Origin of the sequence: Dyella sp. 2HG41-7 (assembly GCF_021390675.1) — a bacterium.
Classification (GTDB): domain Bacteria; phylum Pseudomonadota; class Gammaproteobacteria; order Xanthomonadales; family Rhodanobacteraceae; genus Dyella_B.
Window position 1 is genome coordinate 3,234,332 of sequence record NZ_JAJEJV010000004.1, and the last position, 21,263, is coordinate 3,255,594.

Consider the following 21,263-nt stretch of genomic DNA (forward strand, 5'->3'; position numbering starts at 1 on the left):
TTGATATTAAAGCTACATGGTGAATATCCGACAGACATTGCACGTGGTGGACGGCGCCGAGACCAACCCCGATTTGGCGCAAGCGCGCCTGGATGAGGTGTTTTTCGCGCTCTCCGATCCGGTGCGGCGACAGATTCTGGAGCGACTCGACGGTCAGGCTCTGCTGGTCTCCGAGTTGGCCGCGTCCTTCGATATTTCGCTGCAGGCGGTTTCGCGTCATATCCAGGTACTGGTGCGAACCGGACTGATTCAACAGGAACGCACGGGACGCATCAGCCGTTGCAGCCTCGACGCAGGCCCCATGCTCGACGCCGCCGTGTGGATGAATCGCTACAGCAAATACTGGCAGCAACAGTTCGACCTGCTCGCCGCCACCTTGGCCGATATCGACGAACGAAAGATGGCGCAATCGGCCCAGAAATCGGCACGCAAGCAGACCAGGAAGCCTCCGCCTCGAAAGAAATAAGCGGCGCTCCGTTCGCAGCGCCGCACCGCCAAAATCACAACGTCCTATGGAGGGTGCTATGGCAAAGCATCAAGTCGTCAGTCATCAAGATTGGATTGCCGCGCGCAAACAATTTCTCGCCAAAGAGAAAGAATTTACGCATCTGCGCGATGCGTTGAGCCGGCAGCGGCGCGAGCTGCCGTGGGAACGCGTCGAAAAGAACTATGTTTTCGACACGGCACACGGCAAGGAAACGCTCGCCGATCTGTTCGGCAAGCACAGCCAGCTGATCGTTTATCACTTTATGTTCGCGCCGGATTGGGATATCGGCTGCGCCAGCTGTTCGTTCTGGGCGGACAACTTCAACGGCATCATTCCGCATCTGAATCATCGGGATGTGTCGATGGTGGCCGTATCGCGCGCGCCGCTGCCGAAGCTGCAAGAACAGGCCAGAAAATTCGGCTGGACCTTCAAGTGGGTGTCGTCGTTCGGCAACGATTTCAATACCGATTTCAACGTGTCGTTTTCAGAAGACGCCATCGCGCGCGGCGAGGCGCGTTACAACTACGACATGCAACAAGTGAAGTCTCCGGAATGGCCGGGAGTGAGCGTGTTCTTTAAAGAAGACGGGCAAATCTTCCACACGTATTCCACGTACTCGCGCGGCATCGACATGTTCAACACGGCCTATCACTACCTCGATGTAGCGCCAAAGGGACGCGACGAAGACGCGCTGTCGTTCGCCATGGCCTGGGTAAAGCATCGCATTGCCTACGATACTTAAGTCATCGTTGATGGGAGGATGTATCCATGAAATACGCAGAAGTAAGCGGAAAACTGGCGGATTATCGCCATCAGATCGCGGATATCCGAGAAAAAATGCGCGACACGCTCGCCACCGTCGAACCGCAGGAAGTGAAGGATTATGAATTCACGACCGCCGACGGCACGGTGCGGCTGTCCGAACTTTTCGGCGACCACGACGACTTGATTGTCGTCCACAACATGGGAATTTCCTGCTCGGCGTGCACCTTATGGGCCGATGGCTACAACGGGCTGCATCAGCACGTGGTGGCCCGCGCCGGCTTTGTGGTGTCGAGCCCCGATCGCCCAAACGTGCAGCAGCGATTCGCCCAAAGCCGCGGCTGGAAATTCCCGATGGTGAGCCATGCCGAGTCGAGCTTTGCAAAAGATATGGGCTTCGTGTCGGAGAAAGGTGGATGGACGCCCGGCGTATCGGTGTTCCGGCGCGAAGACGGCGCAATCACCCGCGTGTCGGACACAAGCTTCCATCCCGGCGACGACTTCTGCACGTTGTGGCATTTCTTCGACATGCTGCCGGGCGGCGTCGGCGCGGCGCCGTCGCCAAGCTCGTCGACGAAATCGTCTTGCTGCAGCACGTCCTGAGTTGGAACGCGCATCATGTGCCCGATTTGCATCGGAACCGCACTTTATCTGCTGAGCGGAGCGGGTTCGGCGGGCGGCGTTACGGCACTCACGCTGCGGTCGATTACGCGTCGCCGCAGCGACGATTCGCCGAAAGCGGCGATACGATCGTCGAACGTTTCAGTCGATGGCATGCGCGCTTGCAAACACCAAGCGCGCCTCGACCGAACCGACGGCGCCATACCGACAAAGTAGCTTTGCACGACGAGGCGACGGAAGCGCCTACAAATGCTTCCAGACGAACTCGCTCAGTTTTCGCAGTTCATCGAACTGGCTTGCCAGCTCGAAGCTCAATAGAAAAATGCCGACGTGGAACAAGGCTTCGTATTTGACGGACCAATCCAGAAAAGGCGCTGCGAGGCGTTCTCGCAGCGCTGCCTGATTGAGCACCAGGCTAATCGCCACGCCAAGCACTGCACCGGCCAGCACGTCCGTGGGGTAATGCATGCCCAAATAAATGCGTGGGAAGCAAATAAAAGCCAGGGTGTACAAAAACGCGATGATGCCCAGCCGCTTCGAATAGAGAAAAATGCCGGTCGATACCGCACACCACATCATCGCGTGATCGCTGGGAAACGAGCTCCACGTGCGAATGATGGGCACCTTGCAGGCGGATGCGTCAGCAGGGAATCGCATCATCAGATCCGGGTCGGCGAAGGGCCGAATCCGAAACGGCATGTAATGCGCAAGCAGCCTGCCGACGACTAATGCGACAAACGTGGCAATCGTTGTCGCGATCACTATCTCGCGATTGCGACGCTGGGTCGGGCCACCCGCAAACCACATCCACCACAAAATGCAGACCAGCCCGAGGCCGCGGGTGAAATAAAACTTTTCCATCGCCATGGCCATGTAATCGAACATGGGCCAGCGAAACGCGAAATGGTTAATAAACCGTAGAATGGTGAGATCGAATGTATTCACTGGGAGATGATATTCACGACACAATCGTTACATCTCACCATCTACTCAGTCTTCCGTAGTGCAGGCGTGAAAAGAGCTTAAACGCTCGGCCTCAAGTGAATAGTTAAAAGCTGCCGTAATTCGGTATTCAAACCGTAACTTACGCGCAACATCCCGACAGTTTGTATCAAGACCTATCCGCGCCGAATTTCGGTGCGTCCGCCGCCGAAAAACAGGTATCGGCATTCGCCGTCGAAAGCCAATCGATGCCAGACGCCGCACGGAATAAGTGTCGCTTCATTTTCCTGAAGCGCGATGGTTTCTTGAACGCCGCCGTGGTCGTCGAGGAGAACCACCGTGAGTTGCCCCGATATCGCGACGATCAGTTCGTCGCCTTCCAGATGACGTTCGCCGGCGTGGTCGCCGCTGAATGCCTGCACGACCAGACCGCCCAACACCCCGGCAATGGCGGGATCCCAGGTCAAAATATCGCCGCGTCGCGTCGCGGACGAGAAATCCGGCGTCAGAAAGCTCGATTCTTGTCCTCGCGTGAGATCCACACGAGATTGCAGGAAATTCACTACTTTGCTGCCTGTCATGGCTGCCCTCATCGCTTCTGTTCACCCACCGGACATCCGCAAACTAGGAAACTGCGCTGTTCCCACTCGTTTCGCAGTTCTATCAGAGAATGGCCGCGCCGCTTCGCAACATCCTTCGCCACGCACCACGCCGCACCGTATTGCGCTCCTTTCCCCTGGTTTGTGCATGGCTGCTTGTCGCGGCCTTTTGCAGTGCCGCCCACGCTGCGAAGAGCAAGCCTCGGGCAGAGCCGTCCAACCAGCTTTCCATGCAGGTCAATGATGACCGAATGACGCTGGCGATCACGAAAGTGCCGCAGATTTATCTTTACGGCACGATCGACGCCGACGCGCCCGCGCGCTTCGAATCCTTGATGAAGTCCGGCAGGATTCCGCCAGGCACTGATATTTATTTGAATTCGACCAGCGGCGATGTCAACGCCGGCATCGCGCTCGGCAGGTTGTTCCGTTCCGGCGTGATGGCGACTCACCTCGGCACGCCGCGCCCGCCGCGAAATGCGACGAACGTCAATCGGACGGCTATTTGCGAAGGTGCCTGCGCCTATGCGTATCTTGGCGGCATTTATCGCTGGGCGCCGGCCGGCAGCGACCGCATCGGCTTCTCAACGTATTCCGCGCAGCAGACGCCGCCAAATGTCGCTGCGTATCTCAAGGAAATGGATGTCGACGCAAGCGTGCTTACCGCGTCTGCGGGCACATCATCCGACCCCGTGATTCGTCCAACCGCCGATCAGATGTTGGCGAACGGCTTGGCGAACAACGGACGCCAGAATCTGGTTGCCACGTATAAATATTCTTCCGGCGCGCCGTTCCTGGAACTCAAGCAGATCGACCGCAACGGCGAGCACCGCATTACGCTGCTGTGCAAGCAAGGTGGCGCGGAACTGACCACGTACGACACGATCGGCGACATGCGTGCGCGGCAGATTCTTTCGCGCACGGCCCGTTCGTATTTCGAGATCAATCAGCAAGAAACGTTGGCGCAGGATCAAGGCGCTACGCTGCTCGATCAATCCATCGTGATTCAACGCACTTACCCGTTGGCGGATTTGTCGCGCGTCGCCTCCGCACAAGCGATGGGCGCATGGGTCGGCGATCGCAGAGGCTTGTTCCGTTACGGCTTCGCGTTCGAGGTCGGCGGTGTGCGCAAAGTGCTTACCGATTTCTATAACGCCTGCACCAGCTTTGCGCCGTGGTCGAGCAACAAACGTTCTTGAGCCTCTCCTCGTCGTTGTTCAATCCATGATCGCCAGTACGCACTCGTTAGCGCCGCAACTGCGGCAGCCGACTTCGAAAATCGACAGGTTTTTCGACGGAAGCAACGGCCCCAGCAAGCCTTCCAGGTAGCCGCTGAAGAACTTGCAGCTGGAACGCCCCTCTTCTGTGCACAACGGGCTGTGGCGGATGTACAACTGATTGCCTTTGCGATCCATCTCGACCAAGGCGCTTAAAGCGGGAACGCCAATGCGGTCCAGCGCTTCTGCCACGTTCATCGTGCCATCGTTTGCATGGTTGCGCTCAAAGGCCCAGGTGCCGATACGCTGTCCCGCCAACTGCAAGGTCGATTCGCGCGCGCCTTCGGCGACGGATCGCTCCAGCTTTTTCACATGCGGAAAGATTTGCGGATAACTGCTCGTTAGTACAGGCAGCATGTCTTCAACGGCTTGCGTATCCGCATCCAGAGGCGCCACGTCGACAAAGGGCTTCGAGGGTGCGGAGGGCGCACGCGACGGCGCGGGCGGGCGAACCAGGACGATGTCTGGCTCCTGCTTCGCAACGATCGGCGGCGGCGGTGGCGCCATTTCCGGCTCTGCCGACCGACGTTCCACCGCAGCCGGAATGGGATCTATCGCTTGCTCGCTTGTTTCCGCCGGCAACGTCGATACCTTCGGAGTCGACGCCTGCGAAACCGTCGATGGCGCTGGCGCGGGTTCGATTTTCGGCATGACCTGCGGCGGCGGCGCCGGAGGCGGAACGTATCCCGAGGACATCGAGCGCGACGCGGCGAAGTGCGGCCTGGACTGCCCTTGCACATACGGAGCGATGTCGAAGCTGACGATGCGCGGATGCGTTTCCAGCATCGCTTCCAGAGTGCGCTGCTTTTGCGCAAGGCCCCGTACCACCAAGGTCAACAGCACGCCGTTGGCGTCATCGGCTAGACGCTGTTTTACGAGAGAAAATCCAAGACCAATGATGGAACGGCCCACATCAACCAGCAGGCCTTCTCGCGAATGCGATAGCCCCTGTACTTCCAGCTCGATCATTAGGCCCCCCTGTGTTCGATGCTGGGTGATTCAATTGTCTTCAATACTGTGACCCATTTCGCAATCGAAAACCGTGACCCGCCTCAAACCGCGGTCAACGGAACCCTAGGGTCTGTTCGCACTATTTGCGTGGCCCGCGCCGGGAGCTGTTTGCGCGCCAGGCAAGGAAGAGCGAGGGAGTGTACGTCCGTACACGACTGAGCGATGACGCCGGCTGGCGCGCAAACAGACCCGGCCCTTTGGGTTGTCGATGAGTGGCCGCCATGCGGCAGCGCGCGGCTTGGCTTGACGGCCAGTCAAGCCGTCGCCACGCACTACCACCTGACGGCCACTCATCGACAACGCGGGCCACGCAAATAGTGCGAACAGACCCTAGCCCGAGACGCCAGGCGCACTTCGCACGCATGTGGGTCTTTGCTACTGTCTGAACCCGCTATCCACCTCAGGGGAATCCCATGCGTCTCGGCCAACTTCGTGCGGCACTGGTTTTGACGAGCGCGTTGCTTGCGCTACCGGCCATGGCCGATACGACCAAGGCGACGCCCACCTCGAAAGAGCTGATCGCCAAATCCAAGCCGGCCGAATGGCGCACGCCCGACCCGGAAAATCTGCTCTATATGCAGTTGCCGCAAGGCCGCGTGGTGATCGAATTGGCGCCCGACTTCACGCCATTGCACGCGCAGAACATCCGCACACTGGTGCGCGAACACTACTTCGACGGTCTGGCGATCATTCGCGTGCAGGATAATTTTGTTACGCAATGGGGCGACCCCAACGACGATGACAACGGCGACAAAAGCAAGATCAAACCGCTAGGCACCGCCAAGCCGAAACTTGCGCCCGAATACACGCGCAGCATCGATCCGAAACTGCCTTGGACCGCGCTGCCCGATGGCGATGTGTATGCACCGCAGGTCGGTTTCAGCGAAGGATTTCCGGTCGCGCGCGATCCGGCCAAGGGTCGTGAGTGGCTGGTGCATTGCTACGGCATGGTGGGCGTCGCGCGCGATGTGGCGCCTGACAGCGGCAGCGGCAGTTCGCTTTATACGGTGATCGGTCAGGCGCCGCGCCAGATCGATCGCAATCTCGCCATTGCCGGTCGCGTGATCGAAGGCATGCCTTATCTTTCCGCGTTGCCGCGCGGCACCGGACCACTGGGTTTCTACACGCAAGCGGCGCAACGTACGCCGATTCTGTCGGTCAAAGTGGCCGCCGATCTGCCCGCCTCGCAACGCGAAAATCTGCAGGTCTTGCGCACCGACAGCGCCACGTTCGCGGCGATCGTCGAGGCCAAGCGCAATCGTCGCGATGCGTTCTACACGCTGCCTGCCGGCAAGATCGGACTCTGCAGTATCGATGTTCCCGTGCGCACGGAAACATCGGCCGAAGCGAAACACTAAATTTGGGGCTTTTCCTGCGTTGAACGGCCAGCAGATGAATCCGTGCTAAGCATCGGCGCTCAATTACACAAATTCTTCGCCTTGACCATAGTTTCCTGAATAACTGCGCGAGGCAGCGCGCAAACTCATTCAGCAGCGAAGGCGGAATGTCATGAAGCGCAGCCGAAAAGTACTGATTGGCATCACTGGCGTCGTGTTGGCGCTGGTCGTTGCGTTGGTGCTGTTCATTGCGCTGTTCGATTGGAATCGGTTGCGTCCGCTGATCAACGACAAGGTCAGCGCGGCGATTGGCCGGCCCTTCGTGATCGAGGGCAATTTGACCGCGGCATGGCAGCGCGAGCCTTCCGAACCAGGATGGCGTGCCATCGTTCCGTGGCCGACGTTCACCGCCAACGACATCCATATCGACAATCCGTCGTGGACCAAGCAGCCGCAATTCGTTCGACTCGATGCGTTGCGCTTGCGAATCTCGCCGCTTCCGCTGCTGATTCATCACATCTATCTGCCTTTCGTGCAGTTGGTCGGACCGCACCTGGATCTGGAGCGCGACAACAAAGGCGAAGCCAATTGGGAGCTCACGCTTCCGCAAAGCTCGACGCCATCGCCGTGGTCGTTCACGCTGGGCACAATCCAATTCGACAAAGGCGATATCGCGCTGGACGATGCGAAGACGCGCCTGAAGTTGCACGTCGACATCACGCCGTTGCAGCAAGCCATTCCGTATGACCAGATCGTGTCGCAAGCGACCAACGACGCGCGCGCAGACGTCGGCCACGACGTAGGCAAAAGTGTGGACGCCACCAAGACCCATCCGGATGCCTCCAGCAACGCGGAGCGCACAAGCTATCAATTCTCCTGGACGACCGACGGCAGTTATCAAGGCGCAGCCGTAACCGGCACCGGCAAAACCGGCGCGGTGCTCGCGCTACAGCAGACCGATGTGCCCTTCCCCGTGCAGGCGCGCATGCATATCGGTGACAGCAAGATCGCGCTGGTCGGTACGCTTACCGACCCCACGCATCTGGGCGCTTTGAATTTGCGCGTGTGGTTCGCCGGCACGAGCATGGCGAAGCTGTATCCCATCATCGGCATTACCTTGCCCGAAACGCCGCCGTATGCGACCGAAGGTCATTTGACGGCAGAATTGCACGCACACGGCAGCCACTTCAGTTACAACGATTTCAAAGGCCGCGTCGGCGAAAGCGACGTCGGTGGCAATTTGCAGGTCATCACCGGCGGCGCGCGGCCCAAGCTCAGCGGCGACGTGCATTCGAAATTGCTGCGCTTTGTGGATCTTGCGCCGCTTATCGGCGCAGACACCAAGGCGCAAAAACAACAGCGCGGCGACACCACAGCGCAACCTACGGACAAGGCGTTGCCCGTCGAGCAATTCCGCACCGATCGCCTGCGCACGATGGATGCGGACGTGACTTTCGACGCCGCGCATATCGAGCATCCCAGCTCCATGCCGATCGATGCGCTGAGCACCCATGTGCTGCTCGACGACGGTTCGCTGAAACTCGATCCGCTGCATTTGGATGTGGCCGGCGGCACGATCAACGGACGTCTGCGCGTGGACGGCAATGCGCAACCCATGCATACCGCGATGGATTTGCGTGCGCGCCATCTGCGCCTGAAGCAGCTATTCCCTACCGTCCAAACGATGCAAAACAGCTTCGGTGAAATCAACGGCGATATTGCGTTGAACGCCACCGGCAATTCCGTGGCGGCGTTGATGGGTAGCGCGAATGGCGAATTGAAGTTGCTGATGAACGATGGCGCCATCAGCAAAACCTTACTGGAAGCAGCCGGTTTGAATGTCGCCAATGTCGTGGTCGAAAAGCTGTTCGGCGACAAGACGGTGCATATCAATTGCGCGGCCGCGGATTTGGCCGGAACGAACGGTCTGTTCAACAGCAGACTGTTCGTGCTGGATACCGCCGATGCCACCGTGGACGTCGACGGCACCATCAACTTCGCCGACGAAAAACTCGACCTCGACGTCGTACCGCATACGAAGGGTTTGCGCATCTTTTCGCTGCGCACGCCGCTGTACGTGAAAGGTACCTTCAAGAAACCCGATGTCGGCTTGCATCCGGGCCCGCTGATTTTGCGTGGCGGTGGCGCTGTGGCGCTTGCCGTTGTCGCGGCCCCGGCTGCGGCCTTGCTTGCCGTGATCGTGCCCAGTCGCGGGGATCAGACCAATACCTGTCAAACGGTGCTGACGCAGCTGCATAACGAACCTCCGCCGACAGCGCCGAAAAAACCAAGCGCAAAGACCAAATAACCGATAGCGGCTTGGGTCGCCTTTGCGTCATGGGCGCATAGCCCTACAAATCCTTCCGCTCAAAAGCAGCGCCCGCCTCGGCTAGAATGAGCGACCGTTCCCCGCACGTGCTCGCTCCCCATGCAGCCTGTCATCAAGGCCCGCCTGCAAATTCATTTCTGCGTACTGCTGTGGGGCTTTACCGCCATTCTCGGCAAGCTGATCACGCTGCCCGCCATCGCGTTGGTATGGTGGCGCATGTTGTTGGTGGCGGGCGCGTTGCTCTTGATGCCGAAAGTGTGGCGCGATTTGCGCGCCATGCCGAGAAAGCTGCTGCTCTCGTATGCCGGCATCGGCGTGCTGGTGTCCATACACTGGCTAACGTTTTATGCGTCGATCAAGCTCGCGAACGCCTCGGTAGGTGCGACATGCATTGCGCTGGGGCCGGCGTTTTTGGCGTTTGTGGAGCCGTGGGTCGCACGACGCCGTTTCGATCCGCGCGAACTGTTGATCGCCATCGCCGTGGTTCCAGGCGTGGCGATGGTTGCGGGCGGCGTGCCGGGCCATATGCGCATCGGCATTGCGGTGGGTGTGGTTTCGGCACTTTTCGTAGCGTTGTTCGGCGCGTTCAACAAACGCATGGTCGATCATGCCGATCCATTGACGGTGACCTGCATCGAACTGGGCACCGGCGCCGTGTTTCTCACCGTGATGGCGCCTTTGCTGCCGCACACCGGCCCTGCGTTTCCCATTCCGAACCTGCGCGACGCGGCCTTGCTGCTTACGTTGTCGTTCGCTTGCACATTGTTGCCGTTTTCGCTGGTGCTGGTGGCATTGAGGCACGTCAGCGCTTTCGCCATGCAGATGATCACCAATCTCGAACCCGTCTATGCGATCGTGCTGGCCATGCTGTTCCTGAGCGAACAACGCCAATTGGATGGTTGGTTTTACGCAGGCGTGGCCGTGATTCTTGCTGCGGTGTTCGCGCATCCGTTGCTGCATCGAAAGGACCGGATTTCGGTGCAGCCGGAATTGCTCGGCACCGCCGAAAGCCACAACCTCGATTGATCACGGCCAGTTATCGCTGCACACGCTGATTTGGCATATAGTCGATTGGCTGCATCGGACGCCTCGGCGGAGATCACCATGAAAATCGTGCTATTTGGTGCGACCGGCCATATCGGCGGCGCCATCCTTGACGAAGCGCTTGCGCGCGGTCATGACGTAACCGCCGTGGTACGCGACCCTTCGCGACTCACCAAACACCACGCGCATCTGCATGTCGTGACCGGCGACGTAGCGCAACCCAATACGTGGGCCGCTGCAGCCAAAGGCGCGGACGCGGTCATCGCTAGTCTTTCCGCACGCCGAAGCGGCAACCCGAATGACATCGCGGCGGCTGCGAAAACCTTGCTCGATTCGTTACCTGCCGCAAACGTGAAGCGGCTGCTGTGGGTCGGCGGCGCAGGAAGCCTGGACGTAGCGCCTGGCGTACGCGTAATCGACGACCCACACTTCCCCACCGCATGGAAGCCGGAAGCGGAGGCGCAGGCAAAGGCACTGGACGTGTTCCGCGCAAGCAAGGCCGATATCGATTGGACGTACATCAGCCCCGCCGCCCTGATCGAAGATGGCGCACGCACCGGCCAGTACCGCGTCGGCGGCGACACCCTGCTGACAGACTCCAACGGCGTCAGCCGTATCACCGTGCCCGACTATGCGGTGGCCCTGCTCGACCGCCTCGATAAGCACGACGCACTGCGCCGGCGCATCACCGTCGCGTATTGATGACGTGGCGGCGGCAGACTGGGACGTATACTGAGCCATCCCAGCCCGCCGACCGCCATGAATTATCGCCACGCCTATCACGCAGGCAATTTCGCCGACGTACTCAAACACAGCGTGCTGTTTGCGCTGATCCAGGCGCTGCAGGCGAAAGACACGCCGTTCGCCCTGATCGATACGCATGCCGGCAGCGGTTGCTACGCGCTCGACAGCGAAGAAGCTGGCAAAACCGGCGAATACCGCGACGGCATCGCGCGCCTGCTGTTTCCGGATTTGAAGCGTACGCAACAAACCACCCTGCCGCCGCTGCTGCGCCATTGGCTGGATGCGATTCTTGCCGTGCCGGGCAACGAGCATGGTTTGAAGGTGTATCCAGGTTCACCGCTGCAAGCCGCGCGCGCGATGCGCGCCACGGACAGCGCGCAATTGTGCGAATTGCATCCGGAAGAAGTCTCGCGCTTGCGGGATCTGTTCCATCACGATCACCGCGTGCATGTCCATCATCGCAATGGTTATGAAGCGCTGAAGGCTCTGCTTCCGCCGAAGGAAAAGCGTGGCCTGGTATTGATCGATCCGCCGTTCGAAGCGCAAGAAGCGGAGTTCCGTTTGATCGAATCCGCATTGAAGTCGGCGCTTCAGCGCTGGCCGACCGGCATTTACGCGATCTGGTATCCGATCAAACAGCGCAGCATGGTGCAACCGTTTTTGCGCTGGACCCAGCACTGCGGTGCGCGCCGCGTATTGCGCGCGGAATTGATGGTGTATCCGGACGACTCTCCGCTGCGCTTGAACGGCTCGGGCATGGTCGTTCTCAATGCGCCCTGGAATCTGGATCAGGTATTGCGCGAACCCTTGCAGGTCATCGCGCGCTTGCTTTCGCAAGAACGCTCGGCGGAATGGCGTCTGGATTGGTTGGTGCAGGACAACGATGCGCAAACCTCACAAACGCATCACGCAAAGCCGCTTCCGCGCTCGGGCCGCCCCCGTTAAGCTCGAACCTGACCGTCGCTCGATTCGCCGCAAGGAAATCGTCATGAACACTCGATTGTGCGTTCGCTGGTTCGCGCCGTTGTCTTTGCTGCTGTTGACCGCGTGCGCGCCCGCGCCGATCTACAAAGTCACGTCCACCACGGTGACGGCGATACCGATGCAAGTGGCGCATTCGCCCGACCAATACGCGAAGGGCGATGTGATCTGGGGCGGCAGCGTGGTCAACGTGCGCAATTTCCCCGATCACACGGAAATGGAAATTCTGGCGTATCCGCTGGATTCCTCGCAGCGCCCGCAGCCAAATGCGCAAGGTATCGGTCGTTTTATCGCGATTTTTCCGGGCTATCTCGAAGCCTTCAATTATCCGAACGGTGGATTGGTCACGGTGAGCGGACAAATCAGCGGCAATCGTACGGGTGCGGTGGATCAGGCGTCATACGTGTACCCGGAGGTCACGGTGGCGCAATCGCACCAGTGGACATCCGCCGAGCTGCGCCAAGGGCATCCCAACGTTAGCTTTGGCGTGGGTGTGGGTGTCGGGATTCATTGACCGTACTTCGCGCAGGGGGCGCTTATGTCCGGACACGGCAATTCGCTTAGAGCAATCCTGCTTGCGTTAGGCGCCAATTTCGCGATCTTCGTCGCCAAATTGATCGCCGCAGTCGTCACCGGCTCCGGCGCGATGCTTGCCGAAGCCGTGCACTCGCTGGCCGATTGCGGCAATCAAGGCTTGTTGTTGCTCGGCATACGGCAATCGAAAAGACCGCCGTCCGACGAATACCCGCTGGGCTGGGGACGCGCGCTGTATTTCTGGTCGTTCGTGGTGGCCGTGCTGTTGTTTGCGGTGGGCGGACTGTTTTCGATTTACGAAGGCACGCACAAGCTGGCGCAACCCGAGCCGCTACGCTGGCCGTGGGTGGCGCTCGGCGTGCTGTTGTTCGGCATCGTGATGGAAAGCATTTCCATGCACGGCTGCCTGCGCGAAGTGAATCAAGCGCGCGGCGAACAAAGTTTGTGGCGCTGGTTTCGCGAAACGCGTTCGAGCGAATTGCTGGTGATTTTCGGCGAAGACCTCGCTGCCCTGCTCGGCCTGTGTTTGGCCGCGCTCGCCATCGGCGCCACCATGCTTACCGGCAATCTGCTGTTCGATGCGCTAGGCACCATCGCCATCGGCGTGCTGCTGGTCGCCGTCGCCATCGCGCTGTCGATCGAAGTGAAGGCCTTGTTGATTGGCCAAGGTGTGGAGCCCCGCCGCCGCGCGGAGCTGCTGACGTTTCTGCACGGCCGCGCCGAAATTGCCGAAGTCTTGAACTTGATTACGTTACAAATGGGCCCGGACGTGATGGTGGCGATCAAGGCCCGCATGACGCCCACACCCGACAACCTCAGCCTGATCGAGGCCATCAACACGGTGGAGCAGGACATGAAGGCACAGTTCGCGGATGTGCGCTGGAGCTTTTTCGAGCCCGATGTAAGCGATTAGCCGGCCGCGCAGCCTTGTTGCGACGCGCCATATATTAGGAGCTAGATACTATTTTCTGTCACGGATGGCGTCGATTCGGCCCCAATATTTGCCGCCCATTAATGTTGCATAGCAAAAATACGCTATAGTATGGTTATGACGACGACCACCGCACGCGACTTCGACAACTACCGTTACGCCGAGCTGCCGGCTCGCACCCGCGAGCGATTCGCTCCCGCAGCGGTTTCGAGCACGCCCCGCGGCGAAGCGGTCCGCACCGCTGACGGACGCGAACTGGTCTTGCGCACGATCGAGCCCGGCGACGTCAACGCAATACAGCGCTGCTTCAAGCGGCTTTCGCCGCAGGATGTACGCCGCCGCTTTATGCATGCAATGTCCGAGTTACCAATGGCGATGGCGCAGCGCTTGTGCCGCATCGATCCTGAAGTGGAAGCCGCTTTCGTGCTGATCGATGAAAACGTGCAACCCGCCGAGCTGCGTGGCGTGGGTCGCATCTTCGTCGATATTCCCAGCAACACGGCGGAATTTTCGGTGCTGGTGGAGCTGGAATGGACCCGTATCGGTCTTGGCGCCATGCTGATGCAGCGACTGGTCGACGAATGTCGTCGCCGTGGCGTCGGCGAGCTTTGGGGCTACGTGCTGATGGAAAATCGCCCGATGCTCGACCTCTGCAAAGAGCTGGGCTTCGTCGCCAAAATGGTGCCTGGCGAAGCGTCCTTGGCGCAGATCAGCCTGAAGCTTTGACCAAAGCGAGCCGGCCCTCAGTGGCCGCCGCCTGATCGCAACGCGTTACACTTGCGCGTTCCATTGACGCGGCATACGGGTCGCGTCGCTCACGCAGCGCGCCCCATGTCGAATCCGATCAGTCACCCGCCCCTTCCAACCACCCCCAAGCAACGCCGCTTCTGGACCCCGCCACACGGGTCTGCGCGCGCCTTGCTGGTTGCCGAGGCCGCCAGGTCGCATAACGGCCTACTGGTGGTGGTGACTCGCGATACTCAGCGCGCACATGCGCTGGAAGACGAATTGCGCTTGTTCGCAGGCTCGCTTCCGGTGTTGCATTTCCCGGATTGGGAAACGCTGCCGTACGACGTTTTCAGTCCGCATCCCGACATCGTTTCGCAACGCGTCGCCACGCTGTATCAATTGCCGAGCGTCAAACGCGGCGTGTTGGTCGTGCCGGCGGCCACGCTGATGCAGCGCATTGCGCCACGTGCGCACATCACCGGCGCGGGATTGATGCTGCGCAAAGGGCAGAAACTCGATCTCGCCTCCGAGCAACGTCGCCTCGAAGCTTCTGGCTATCGACATGTGCCGCAAGTGGCAGAGCCAGGCGATTTCGCGGTGCGCGGCGCGTTGATCGATATCTTTCCGATGGGCGCGGGCGAGCCGTATCGCATCGAATTGTTCGATGACGAAGTGGAATCGATCCGCAGTTTCGATCCGGAAACGCAGCGCTCGCAGCAACAGGTCGACAACGTCGAACTGCTGCCGGCGCGCGAATTTCCCGTCACCGACGAAGCCGCCAAATCATTCCGCAGCCGTCTGCGCGAACGCTTCCCGATCGACGTACGCCGCTGCCCGGTCTATCAGGACATGAAGGAAGGCGTGACGCCCGGCGGCATCGAGTATTACCTACCGCTGTTTTTCGACCAAACCGCCACGCTGTTCGACTATCTCGCCGACGACGCACTGTTCGTACTCGGCGAAGGCACGCATGATGCGTCCGAGCAATTCTGGACGCAGACTGCCGAACGCTACGATCAGCGCGCGCACGATATCGAACGCCCCGTACTGCCTCCAGCCGAGCTTTATCTTTCGCCCGAGCAGTTGCGCGAACAACTCAACAAGCGTCTGCGCGTGGAAGTGGTCGATAGCGGTCACGAGCACGCGGTGGACGCTGGCACGCAACCGGCGCCGGATGTTCCGCTCAATCGCAAAGGCGAGGAACCGGGCACATCGTTGCGCCATTTCGTCGAAGCGTATTCCGGCCGTATTTTGATCGCCGCCGATTCGGCCGGCCGCCGCGAAGCCTTGCTCGAACAATTGGCAGCCGCTGGTCTGAATCCACCGAATGTGGATGGATGGCAAGCGTTTCTGGATGACGCCAACAAACTCACCATCGCTGTCGCTCCGCTGGAACAAGGCTTCGCGCTCAAGAAACCAGCGCTCACGGTACTCACGGAACGCGAGCTGTTCGGTGAACGCGTACGCACCGAACGGCGGCGCCGTCGCGGTGCGGCGCGCGATCCTGAAACGATCATTCGCGACCTGACGGAGCTTTCGGTCGGCGCGCCGATCGTGCACGTCGATCATGGCGTCGGCCGCTATCAAGGCTTGGTGTCGATGGAACTCGGCGGCATGGAGGGCGAGTTCCTTACCATCGAATACGCCAAGGGCGACAAGCTGTACGTACCGGTGGCGCAGCTCGGGCTGGTGAGCCGCTACTCGGGCACGGCGCCGGAACTGGCGCCGCTGCATTCACTGGGCGGCGACGCATGGGAGCGCGCGCGCAAGCGCGCGGCGGAGAAAGTTCGCGACGTCGCGGCGGAGTTGTTGGCGATCTATGCGCAACGCGAAGCGCGCGGCGGTGAATCGCTGTCGATCGATCGCCAGATGGTGGAAGAATTTGGGAGCAGTTTCCCGTTCGAGGAAACGCCCGATCAGCTGCGCGCCATCGACTCCGTGCTGGGCGATCTTGCCGCACCGCGCGCGATGGATCGCGTGATCTGCGGCGACGTGGGCTTCGGCAAAACCGAAGTCGCCTTGCGCGCCGCATTCGCGGCGGCCACCGCGGGCAAGCAAGTTGCTGTGCTCGTGCCGACGACTTTGCTCGCGCAACAGCATTACCGCAACTTCGCCGACCGCTTTGCCGATTGGCCGGTGCGCGTCGATGTGCTGTCACGCTTCCGTTCTACCAAGGACGTGAACGAAGCGCTGAAGCGCCTTGCCGAAGGCACGATCGATGTCATCGTCGGCACGCACAAGCTGCTGCAGTCGGACGTGAAGTTCAAGAACCTCGGCCTGGTCATCGTCGACGAAGAACAACGTTTCGGCGTACGCCAGAAAGAGCAATTGAAAAAGCTTCGTGCCGAAGTCGATCTGCTCACCATGACCGCTACGCCGATTCCGCGCACGCTGAACATGGCGATGAGCGGGTTGCGCGATCTCTCGCTGATCGCCACGCCGCCGGCGCATCGCATGGCAGTGCGCACCTTCGTTTCCATCTGGGAGCCGGCGCTGATTCGCGAGGCATTCCAGCGCGAACTGCAGCGCGGCGGCCAGGTGTATTTGCTGCACAACGAAGTGGAATCCATCGAACGCAAAGCCCGCGAAGTGCAGGAGTTGATTCCCGATGCGCGCATCGGCGTGGCGCACGGTCAGATGCCGGAGCGCGAGCTGGAACAGGTCATGGCCGATTTCCATCGCCAGCGCTTCAACGTGCTGGTGTGCACCACGATTATTGAAACGGGCATCGATATTCCGACCGCCAACACCATCATCATCGATCGCGCGGACCGCTTTGGCCTGGCGCAGTTGCATCAATTGCGCGGCCGCGTGGGGCGTTCGCATCATCGCGCGTATGCGTATTTGATCGTGCCGGATCGCAAGTCCATTACGGCGGATGCGGAGAAGCGCCTGGAAGCGCTCGCATCGCTGGAAGAACTCGGCGCGGGCTTTACGCTCGCCACGCACGATCTGGAAATTCGCGGCGCCGGCGAGTTGCTGGGCGACGAGCAATCGGGACAGATTCAGGAAATCGGCTTCGGCCTTTACACCGAATTGCTGGAACGCGCGGTGCGCGCATTGAAATCCGGCAAAGTACCCGACTTCGATTTAAGCAGCGAACACGAGACCGAAGTCGAGCTGCATCTGCCTGCGCTTATTCCCGATGATTACCTGCCCGACGTGCATGCGCGCCTGACGCTCTACAAACGCATCGCCAGCGCGCGCGATCATGAAAGCCTACGAGAATTGCAGGTGGAGATGATCGACCGCTTCGGCCTGCTGCCCGATGCCGTGAAGCACCTGTTCGCCATCGCAAGCTTGAAACTGATGGCGACGCCGCTCGGTATTCGCAAACTGGATTTCGGCGCCAACGGTGGACGCGTCACCTTCCGCGACAAGCCCGAAGTCGATCCGATGGCGATCATTCGTTTGATCCAAAGCCAACCGCGCGTCTACAAACTGGAAGGCCAGGACAAGTTGAAGATCAACCTGGAACTTCCCGGCTCCAGCGAGCGCCTCCGTGCGGCCGAAGACATTCTCGGCCGACTCGGTGCGCGCAAGGCGGCGTAGCACAAGGATGCTCTGCGCCACGCAACACACCCTGCGAACCCTCTGGACATCATGCCGCCTACGTAGAATGGATCAGAGCATCCCTATACGGCCCGTGCGGTGAGGTATTGCAGGCTGAACAATCCTTCGGGGTCCAGCCAAACGTGCTGCACGGCCAAGCCGGCCGTCGCCGCCAGCGCGGCGAAATCCTCCAGCGAGTATTTGCAGCTGTATTCCACCAGCATGGCTTCGTCTTCGCGAAACGGAATGTCGTAACGCCCCACCTGCACGCGCTGGTCGCGGTTGCTAAGGATATGCGTTTCGATGCGACCTGCCATCGCGTTGTAACGCGCGCGATGACGAAACCCGCCGAGGTCGAAGTTGCAACCCAGCTCGCGATTCAAACGCGTCAGCATATTGAGTGTAAACGCTGTCGTGATACCGGCGCGGTCGTTGTATGCCGCTTCGATCGTCTTACGGCTTTTCTTCAAATCCGCGCCGACCAGAATGCCGCCGTTGTCGCCCATTTCGCCGCGCATTTTGCGCAACAGCTGCGCGGCATCGCGATCTTCGAAATTGCCGATGGTAGAGCCCGGGAAATACAACACCGTACGACGCGGCGCGCGCGGCGGAACTGGCAATCGCAACGACTTGGTGAAATCGACGGCCAACGGCTGAATCGGCAGATCGGGAAAGTGCGTGGACATGCGCGCCATCGCCTGACGCAACGGCTCGGCGGAAAGCTCGATCGGCACCCATGCGACGGGATTGACGAGATGTTCCAGCAACAGACGCGTTTTGATCGCGTGCCCGCTGCCGTATTCCACCAGACGCACATCCGGGCCGAGCACGCCGGCAATATCGCCCGCGTGTTGATTCAACAACGCGATTTCCGCGCGGGTCAGGTAATACTCGGGCTGTTCGCAAATCTGTTCGAACAACGCGGAACCCTGCTCGTCGTAGAACAACCACGACGGTAAGCGCTTGGGTGTTGCGCGCAACCCACGCTGTACCACTTGGAGTAGTACATCGTCGGGTGGGCGTTGTTCGTCTCGTACTGCATAAGCTTGCACACTCATCGGTCCTGTCCCAATCGGATGCCCGCAAACTGCCAGCGGGCATGGGGCGGAAAGAAATTGCGGTAGCTGGCTCGAATGTGATCGCGCGGCGTGGCACACGAGCCGCCGCGCAAGACCCACTGACCATTCATGAATTTGCCGTTGTATTCGCCGAGTGCGCCGGGCAACGGTTTGAATCCCGGATAGCTCACATACGGCGAAGCCGTCCATTCCCAGACGTCGCCGTACATCTGAAGTAGTCCGTCGCCGGCCGGTATGGCGGTGGGATGGAAGCCAAGGTTCTCTTGGAAGTTGCCGTGGATGGGCAATGACGATGCGGCGTCTTCCCATTCGGCTTCGGTCGGCAAGCGCGCATCGGCCCAACGCGCGAACGCGTCGGCTTCGAAGTAGCTGATATGGCAGACCGGCGCGTGCGGATCCAAGGCTTGAATACCCGCAAGCGTGAACTCGCTGGACAAATCGTCCTGCCAATACAGCGGATGTTGCCAGCCTTCGCGCTGCACGATCGCCCAGCCGTCGGAAAGCCAAAGGCCTGCTTCGCGATAGCCGCCATCGCGTATGAAAGCGACGTATTCGGCGTTGGTGACCAATCGGTTTGCCAATGCGTGCGCCGACAACCACGTCGTATGCCGTGGCAATTCGTTGTCGTATGCGAAGCCCCCGTCTTCCTGGCCGATGTCCACCGGACCCTGTCGCCCAGGCAAGAAGCGCATGGACGATGTTCGGCTCTCACCACGCGCGTTCGCCTTGCGATAGATCGGTCGCAAAGGATTGCACCAAAACGCGTGCTTGATGTCGGTGAGCAACAGTTCCTGATGTTGCTGTTCGTGTTGTAAACCCAGCTCGATTCTGGCCGTTAGCGTAGCGTCCACGCCGCGCACCAGCAGCTCGCCCACGGCTTCATCGACGCGTGCGCGATAATCGCGAATCTCCTCCAGCGACGGCCTCGACAGCAGGCCGCGCTGCGGTCGCGCATGCATTGAACCGACCGATTCGTAGTAGGAATTAAGCAGGTGGTACCAATCGGCATTCGGCGAACGGTAAGCCGGGTCGTAACCCAAGACGAACTGTTCGAAAAACCAGGTGGTATGCGCCAAGTGCCACTTGCCCGGACTGGCGTCGGGCATGGATTGCACTTGCAGGTCTTCGCCGGTCAACCCAGAGCACAGTCCCAGCGTTTGTCGACGTATACGCATGAATCGCGCTACGGCATCTTCGGTGTGTATGGCGAATGCGGGGACATTCATGACGCAGGCTCGAGAAGGGCGAACGTGCTGCAATACACCTTGTGAAGCGCGAAACAGCAGACGATCATACTGCCACCATGCCGCAAAGATCGTTCATATTATGTGATGCGCGTATGGCAGAAATATGGACCAGGCCTACCGCCTTGTATTACCCCCACAGTGAGGTGATCTTTATGAAAACCATTATTTCTGCAGTACTTGCATTGGCGATGGCGGCGACCGCCGGCTCGGCTTTGGCGCAATCGGCGCCTCCTGGCAGCAGCCTGCCTTTCAAGGATTGCATCCGACTGGATCAAATCAACGAATGGCATGTCGTGGATCCGCAAACAGCCATTGTACGTACCGGCCCCTACCAACGTTACCTGGTCAAAATACATGCAGCCTGTCCGCAACTGGGGATCGGCGCCGACGGTTTGATTTTTATTCCGAGCATGGCCGATAAAGCGGTAGCGCCCATGCGCATTTGCGGCGGCATCGGCGAAAAAGTGCGCGCGCGAGGCCAACCGGCATGCGCGATCGATTCGGTCAGTCTGATCGACGAAGCCACGTTTACCGGCATGCGCGACAAAGCCAAATATCACAGCACCAGGACACAACAGCCGAGCACAAGTCCTTAAATAAATCGCTCATAAAAAAAGCCCGGCATGGCCGGGCTTTTTTTAGCGCGTATCGATTAGTAAGCCGGACCGATATACCGCGTCTGGTAAGGATCGCTGGTTACGACCGTCGTGGTGACAACCGGCGGTGGCGCCGACTGGTACACCACGGTGCCCGGTGCGTAGACGACCGCCGGCGGCGGTGCGTAATACACCGGCGGACCCGCTACGGCACCAGCGACGAGACCCGCCACGGCACCACCGACGATTGCGCCGGCGATCCAGCGGCCACCACTCCAATAACCACCGCGATAGCAGCAACCGCCACGGTAATAGCCACCGTGATAGTAGCCGCCGCCGTGCCAGCCCGGGCCACCCCATGGGTGGGCCGATGCGCCGACGGGTGCAGCCGCGGCTCCAGCAAGCGCCAGGCCGATAGCAACGAATTTGCCGACACTACGTTTGACCATGACACACCTCCG

Annotated in this window: 20 protein-coding genes; 14 read left to right on the top strand and 6 right to left on the bottom strand. The window is 60.0% G+C overall.

The genetic code is table 11. The features are described 5' to 3' along the window. Positions 1 to 16 precede the first annotated feature (16 nt). The 3 genes from L0U79_RS15905 to L0U79_RS15915 are packed head-to-tail and all read left to right on the top strand — an operon-like array spanning position 17 to position 1,852. Positions 17 to 466: a metalloregulator ArsR/SmtB family transcription factor gene (locus L0U79_RS15905; RefSeq protein ID WP_233843219.1), complete on the top strand. Its 450-nt coding sequence runs from the start codon at positions 17 to 19 to the stop codon at positions 464 to 466. A gap of 58 nt (positions 467 to 524) precedes the next feature. Further along, entirely contained in the window at positions 525 to 1,229 is a 705-nt protein-coding gene (locus L0U79_RS15910) for a thioredoxin family protein (RefSeq protein WP_233843220.1), read from the top strand. Between the two features lie 26 nt (positions 1,230 to 1,255). Further along, positions 1,256 to 1,852 (top strand): DUF899 family protein, encoded by a 597-nt coding sequence (locus L0U79_RS15915; RefSeq protein ID WP_233843221.1) that lies wholly within the window; start codon positions 1,256 to 1,258, stop codon positions 1,850 to 1,852. 261 nt (positions 1,853 to 2,113) lie between these two features. Here the strand turns inward: L0U79_RS15915 and L0U79_RS15920 are convergent, their stop codons facing one another. Continuing rightward, positions 2,114 to 2,755, bottom strand: a complete 642-nt coding sequence (locus L0U79_RS15920) for a phosphatase PAP2 family protein (RefSeq protein ID WP_233843222.1) — start codon at positions 2,753 to 2,755, stop codon at positions 2,114 to 2,116. Positions 2,756 to 2,988: 233 nt separating this feature from the next. Beyond that, the gene (locus tag L0U79_RS15925) at positions 2,989 to 3,393 is read right to left on the bottom strand and encodes a cupin domain-containing protein (RefSeq protein ID WP_233843223.1); all 405 of its coding nucleotides are present in this window, start codon (positions 3,391 to 3,393) and stop codon (positions 2,989 to 2,991) included. Between the two features lie 269 nt (positions 3,394 to 3,662). Between L0U79_RS15925 and L0U79_RS15930 the strand changes: the two genes are divergently transcribed. Then, entirely contained in the window at positions 3,663 to 4,610 is a 948-nt protein-coding gene (locus tag L0U79_RS15930; RefSeq protein ID WP_233843224.1) for a hypothetical protein, read from the top strand. An 18-nt stretch (positions 4,611 to 4,628) separates the two neighbouring features. Here L0U79_RS15930 and L0U79_RS15935 read toward each other — a convergent pair whose 3' ends face one another. After that, the gene (locus L0U79_RS15935; RefSeq protein ID WP_233843225.1) at positions 4,629 to 5,657 is read right to left on the bottom strand and encodes a hypothetical protein; all 1,029 of its coding nucleotides are present in this window, start codon (positions 5,655 to 5,657) and stop codon (positions 4,629 to 4,631) included. 455 nt (positions 5,658 to 6,112) lie between these two features. On the opposite strand from L0U79_RS15935, the gene L0U79_RS15940 reads away from it, so the two are divergent. The 9 genes from L0U79_RS15940 to mfd all read left to right on the top strand — a co-directional run bounded on the left by L0U79_RS15940 (position 6,113) and on the right by mfd (position 17,880). Then, positions 6,113 to 7,057 (top strand): peptidylprolyl isomerase, encoded by a 945-nt coding sequence (locus L0U79_RS15940; RefSeq protein WP_233843226.1) that lies wholly within the window; start codon positions 6,113 to 6,115, stop codon positions 7,055 to 7,057. Positions 7,058 to 7,208: 151 nt separating this feature from the next. Continuing rightward, positions 7,209 to 9,344: an AsmA family protein gene (locus tag L0U79_RS15945; protein WP_233843227.1), complete on the top strand. Its 2,136-nt coding sequence runs from the start codon at positions 7,209 to 7,211 to the stop codon at positions 9,342 to 9,344. A gap of 120 nt (positions 9,345 to 9,464) precedes the next feature. Beyond that, positions 9,465 to 10,391: a DMT family transporter gene (locus L0U79_RS15950; protein WP_233843228.1), complete on the top strand. Its 927-nt coding sequence runs from the start codon at positions 9,465 to 9,467 to the stop codon at positions 10,389 to 10,391. Between the two features lie 78 nt (positions 10,392 to 10,469). Beyond that, positions 10,470 to 11,111 carry an NAD(P)H-binding protein gene (locus L0U79_RS15955; RefSeq protein WP_233843229.1) on the top strand — a complete coding sequence of 214 codons (642 nt, stop codon included), beginning with the start codon at positions 10,470 to 10,472 and terminating at the stop codon, positions 11,109 to 11,111. Positions 11,112 to 11,168: 57 nt separating this feature from the next. Next, positions 11,169 to 12,098 (top strand): 23S rRNA (adenine(2030)-N(6))-methyltransferase RlmJ, encoded by a 930-nt coding sequence (gene rlmJ, locus L0U79_RS15960; protein ID WP_233843230.1) that lies wholly within the window; start codon positions 11,169 to 11,171, stop codon positions 12,096 to 12,098. Positions 12,099 to 12,141: 43 nt separating this feature from the next. Continuing rightward, positions 12,142 to 12,648 (top strand): Slp family lipoprotein, encoded by a 507-nt coding sequence (locus tag L0U79_RS15965; protein ID WP_233843231.1) that lies wholly within the window; start codon positions 12,142 to 12,144, stop codon positions 12,646 to 12,648. A 24-nt stretch (positions 12,649 to 12,672) separates the two neighbouring features. Next, complete coding sequence (locus L0U79_RS15970) at positions 12,673 to 13,581, top strand: cation diffusion facilitator family transporter (protein ID WP_233843232.1); 909 nt, start codon at positions 12,673 to 12,675, stop codon at positions 13,579 to 13,581. A 135-nt stretch (positions 13,582 to 13,716) separates the two neighbouring features. After that, a complete protein-coding gene (locus L0U79_RS15975) occupies positions 13,717 to 14,325 on the top strand; it encodes a GNAT family N-acetyltransferase (RefSeq protein WP_233843233.1) in 609 nt (202 codons plus the stop codon). A 105-nt stretch (positions 14,326 to 14,430) separates the two neighbouring features. Then, positions 14,431 to 17,880: a transcription-repair coupling factor gene (gene mfd / locus L0U79_RS15980; protein ID WP_233843234.1), complete on the top strand. Its 3,450-nt coding sequence runs from the start codon at positions 14,431 to 14,433 to the stop codon at positions 17,878 to 17,880. Positions 17,881 to 17,963: 83 nt separating this feature from the next. On the opposite strand, the gene egtD is transcribed toward mfd, so the two are convergent. Then, positions 17,964 to 18,938 carry an L-histidine N(alpha)-methyltransferase gene (gene egtD / locus L0U79_RS15985; RefSeq protein ID WP_233843235.1) on the bottom strand — a complete coding sequence of 325 codons (975 nt, stop codon included), beginning with the start codon at positions 18,936 to 18,938 and terminating at the stop codon, positions 17,964 to 17,966. Next, the gene (egtB, locus tag L0U79_RS15990) at positions 18,935 to 20,134 is read right to left on the bottom strand and encodes an ergothioneine biosynthesis protein EgtB (protein ID WP_233843236.1); all 1,200 of its coding nucleotides are present in this window, start codon (positions 20,132 to 20,134) and stop codon (positions 18,935 to 18,937) included. Before egtB ends, egtD begins: the two co-directional genes overlap by 4 nt. A gap of 224 nt (positions 20,135 to 20,358) precedes the next feature. On the opposite strand from egtB, the gene L0U79_RS15995 reads away from it, so the two are divergent. Continuing rightward, a complete protein-coding gene (locus L0U79_RS15995; RefSeq protein WP_233843237.1) occupies positions 20,359 to 20,802 on the top strand; it encodes a DUF6491 family protein in 444 nt (147 codons plus the stop codon). Positions 20,803 to 20,858: 56 nt separating this feature from the next. Here L0U79_RS15995 and L0U79_RS16000 read toward each other — a convergent pair whose 3' ends face one another. Beyond that, positions 20,859 to 21,251, bottom strand: coding sequence for a hypothetical protein (locus L0U79_RS16000; protein ID WP_233843238.1), 393 nt, complete (start codon positions 21,249 to 21,251; stop codon positions 20,859 to 20,861). Positions 21,252 to 21,263 lie beyond the last annotated feature (12 nt).

Coding starts and splice junctions, on each gene's coding strand:
- L0U79_RS15905 (WP_233843219.1), top strand. CDS start 17: ATGGTGAATATCCGACAGACATTGCACGTGGTGGACGGCGCCGAGACC.
- L0U79_RS15910 (WP_233843220.1), top strand. CDS start 525: ATGGCAAAGCATCAAGTCGTCAGTCATCAAGATTGGATTGCCGCGCGC.
- L0U79_RS15915 (WP_233843221.1), top strand. CDS start 1,256: ATGAAATACGCAGAAGTAAGCGGAAAACTGGCGGATTATCGCCATCAG.
- L0U79_RS15920 (WP_233843222.1), bottom strand. CDS start 2,755: ATGTTCGATTACATGGCCATGGCGATGGAAAAGTTTTATTTCACCCGC.
- L0U79_RS15925 (WP_233843223.1), bottom strand. CDS start 3,393: ATGACAGGCAGCAAAGTAGTGAATTTCCTGCAATCTCGTGTGGATCTC.
- L0U79_RS15930 (WP_233843224.1), top strand. CDS start 3,663: ATGACGCTGGCGATCACGAAAGTGCCGCAGATTTATCTTTACGGCACG.
- L0U79_RS15935 (WP_233843225.1), bottom strand. CDS start 5,657: ATGATCGAGCTGGAAGTACAGGGGCTATCGCATTCGCGAGAAGGCCTG.
- L0U79_RS15940 (WP_233843226.1), top strand. CDS start 6,113: ATGCGTCTCGGCCAACTTCGTGCGGCACTGGTTTTGACGAGCGCGTTG.
- L0U79_RS15945 (WP_233843227.1), top strand. CDS start 7,209: ATGAAGCGCAGCCGAAAAGTACTGATTGGCATCACTGGCGTCGTGTTG.
- L0U79_RS15950 (WP_233843228.1), top strand. CDS start 9,465: ATGCAGCCTGTCATCAAGGCCCGCCTGCAAATTCATTTCTGCGTACTG.
- L0U79_RS15955 (WP_233843229.1), top strand. CDS start 10,470: ATGAAAATCGTGCTATTTGGTGCGACCGGCCATATCGGCGGCGCCATC.
- rlmJ (WP_233843230.1), top strand. CDS start 11,169: ATGAATTATCGCCACGCCTATCACGCAGGCAATTTCGCCGACGTACTC.
- L0U79_RS15965 (WP_233843231.1), top strand. CDS start 12,142: ATGAACACTCGATTGTGCGTTCGCTGGTTCGCGCCGTTGTCTTTGCTG.
- L0U79_RS15970 (WP_233843232.1), top strand. CDS start 12,673: ATGTCCGGACACGGCAATTCGCTTAGAGCAATCCTGCTTGCGTTAGGC.
- L0U79_RS15975 (WP_233843233.1), top strand. CDS start 13,717: ATGACGACGACCACCGCACGCGACTTCGACAACTACCGTTACGCCGAG.
- mfd (WP_233843234.1), top strand. CDS start 14,431: ATGTCGAATCCGATCAGTCACCCGCCCCTTCCAACCACCCCCAAGCAA.
- egtD (WP_233843235.1), bottom strand. CDS start 18,938: ATGAGTGTGCAAGCTTATGCAGTACGAGACGAACAACGCCCACCCGAC.
- egtB (WP_233843236.1), bottom strand. CDS start 20,134: ATGCGTATACGTCGACAAACGCTGGGACTGTGCTCTGGGTTGACCGGC.
- L0U79_RS15995 (WP_233843237.1), top strand. CDS start 20,359: ATGAAAACCATTATTTCTGCAGTACTTGCATTGGCGATGGCGGCGACC.
- L0U79_RS16000 (WP_233843238.1), bottom strand. CDS start 21,251: ATGGTCAAACGTAGTGTCGGCAAATTCGTTGCTATCGGCCTGGCGCTT.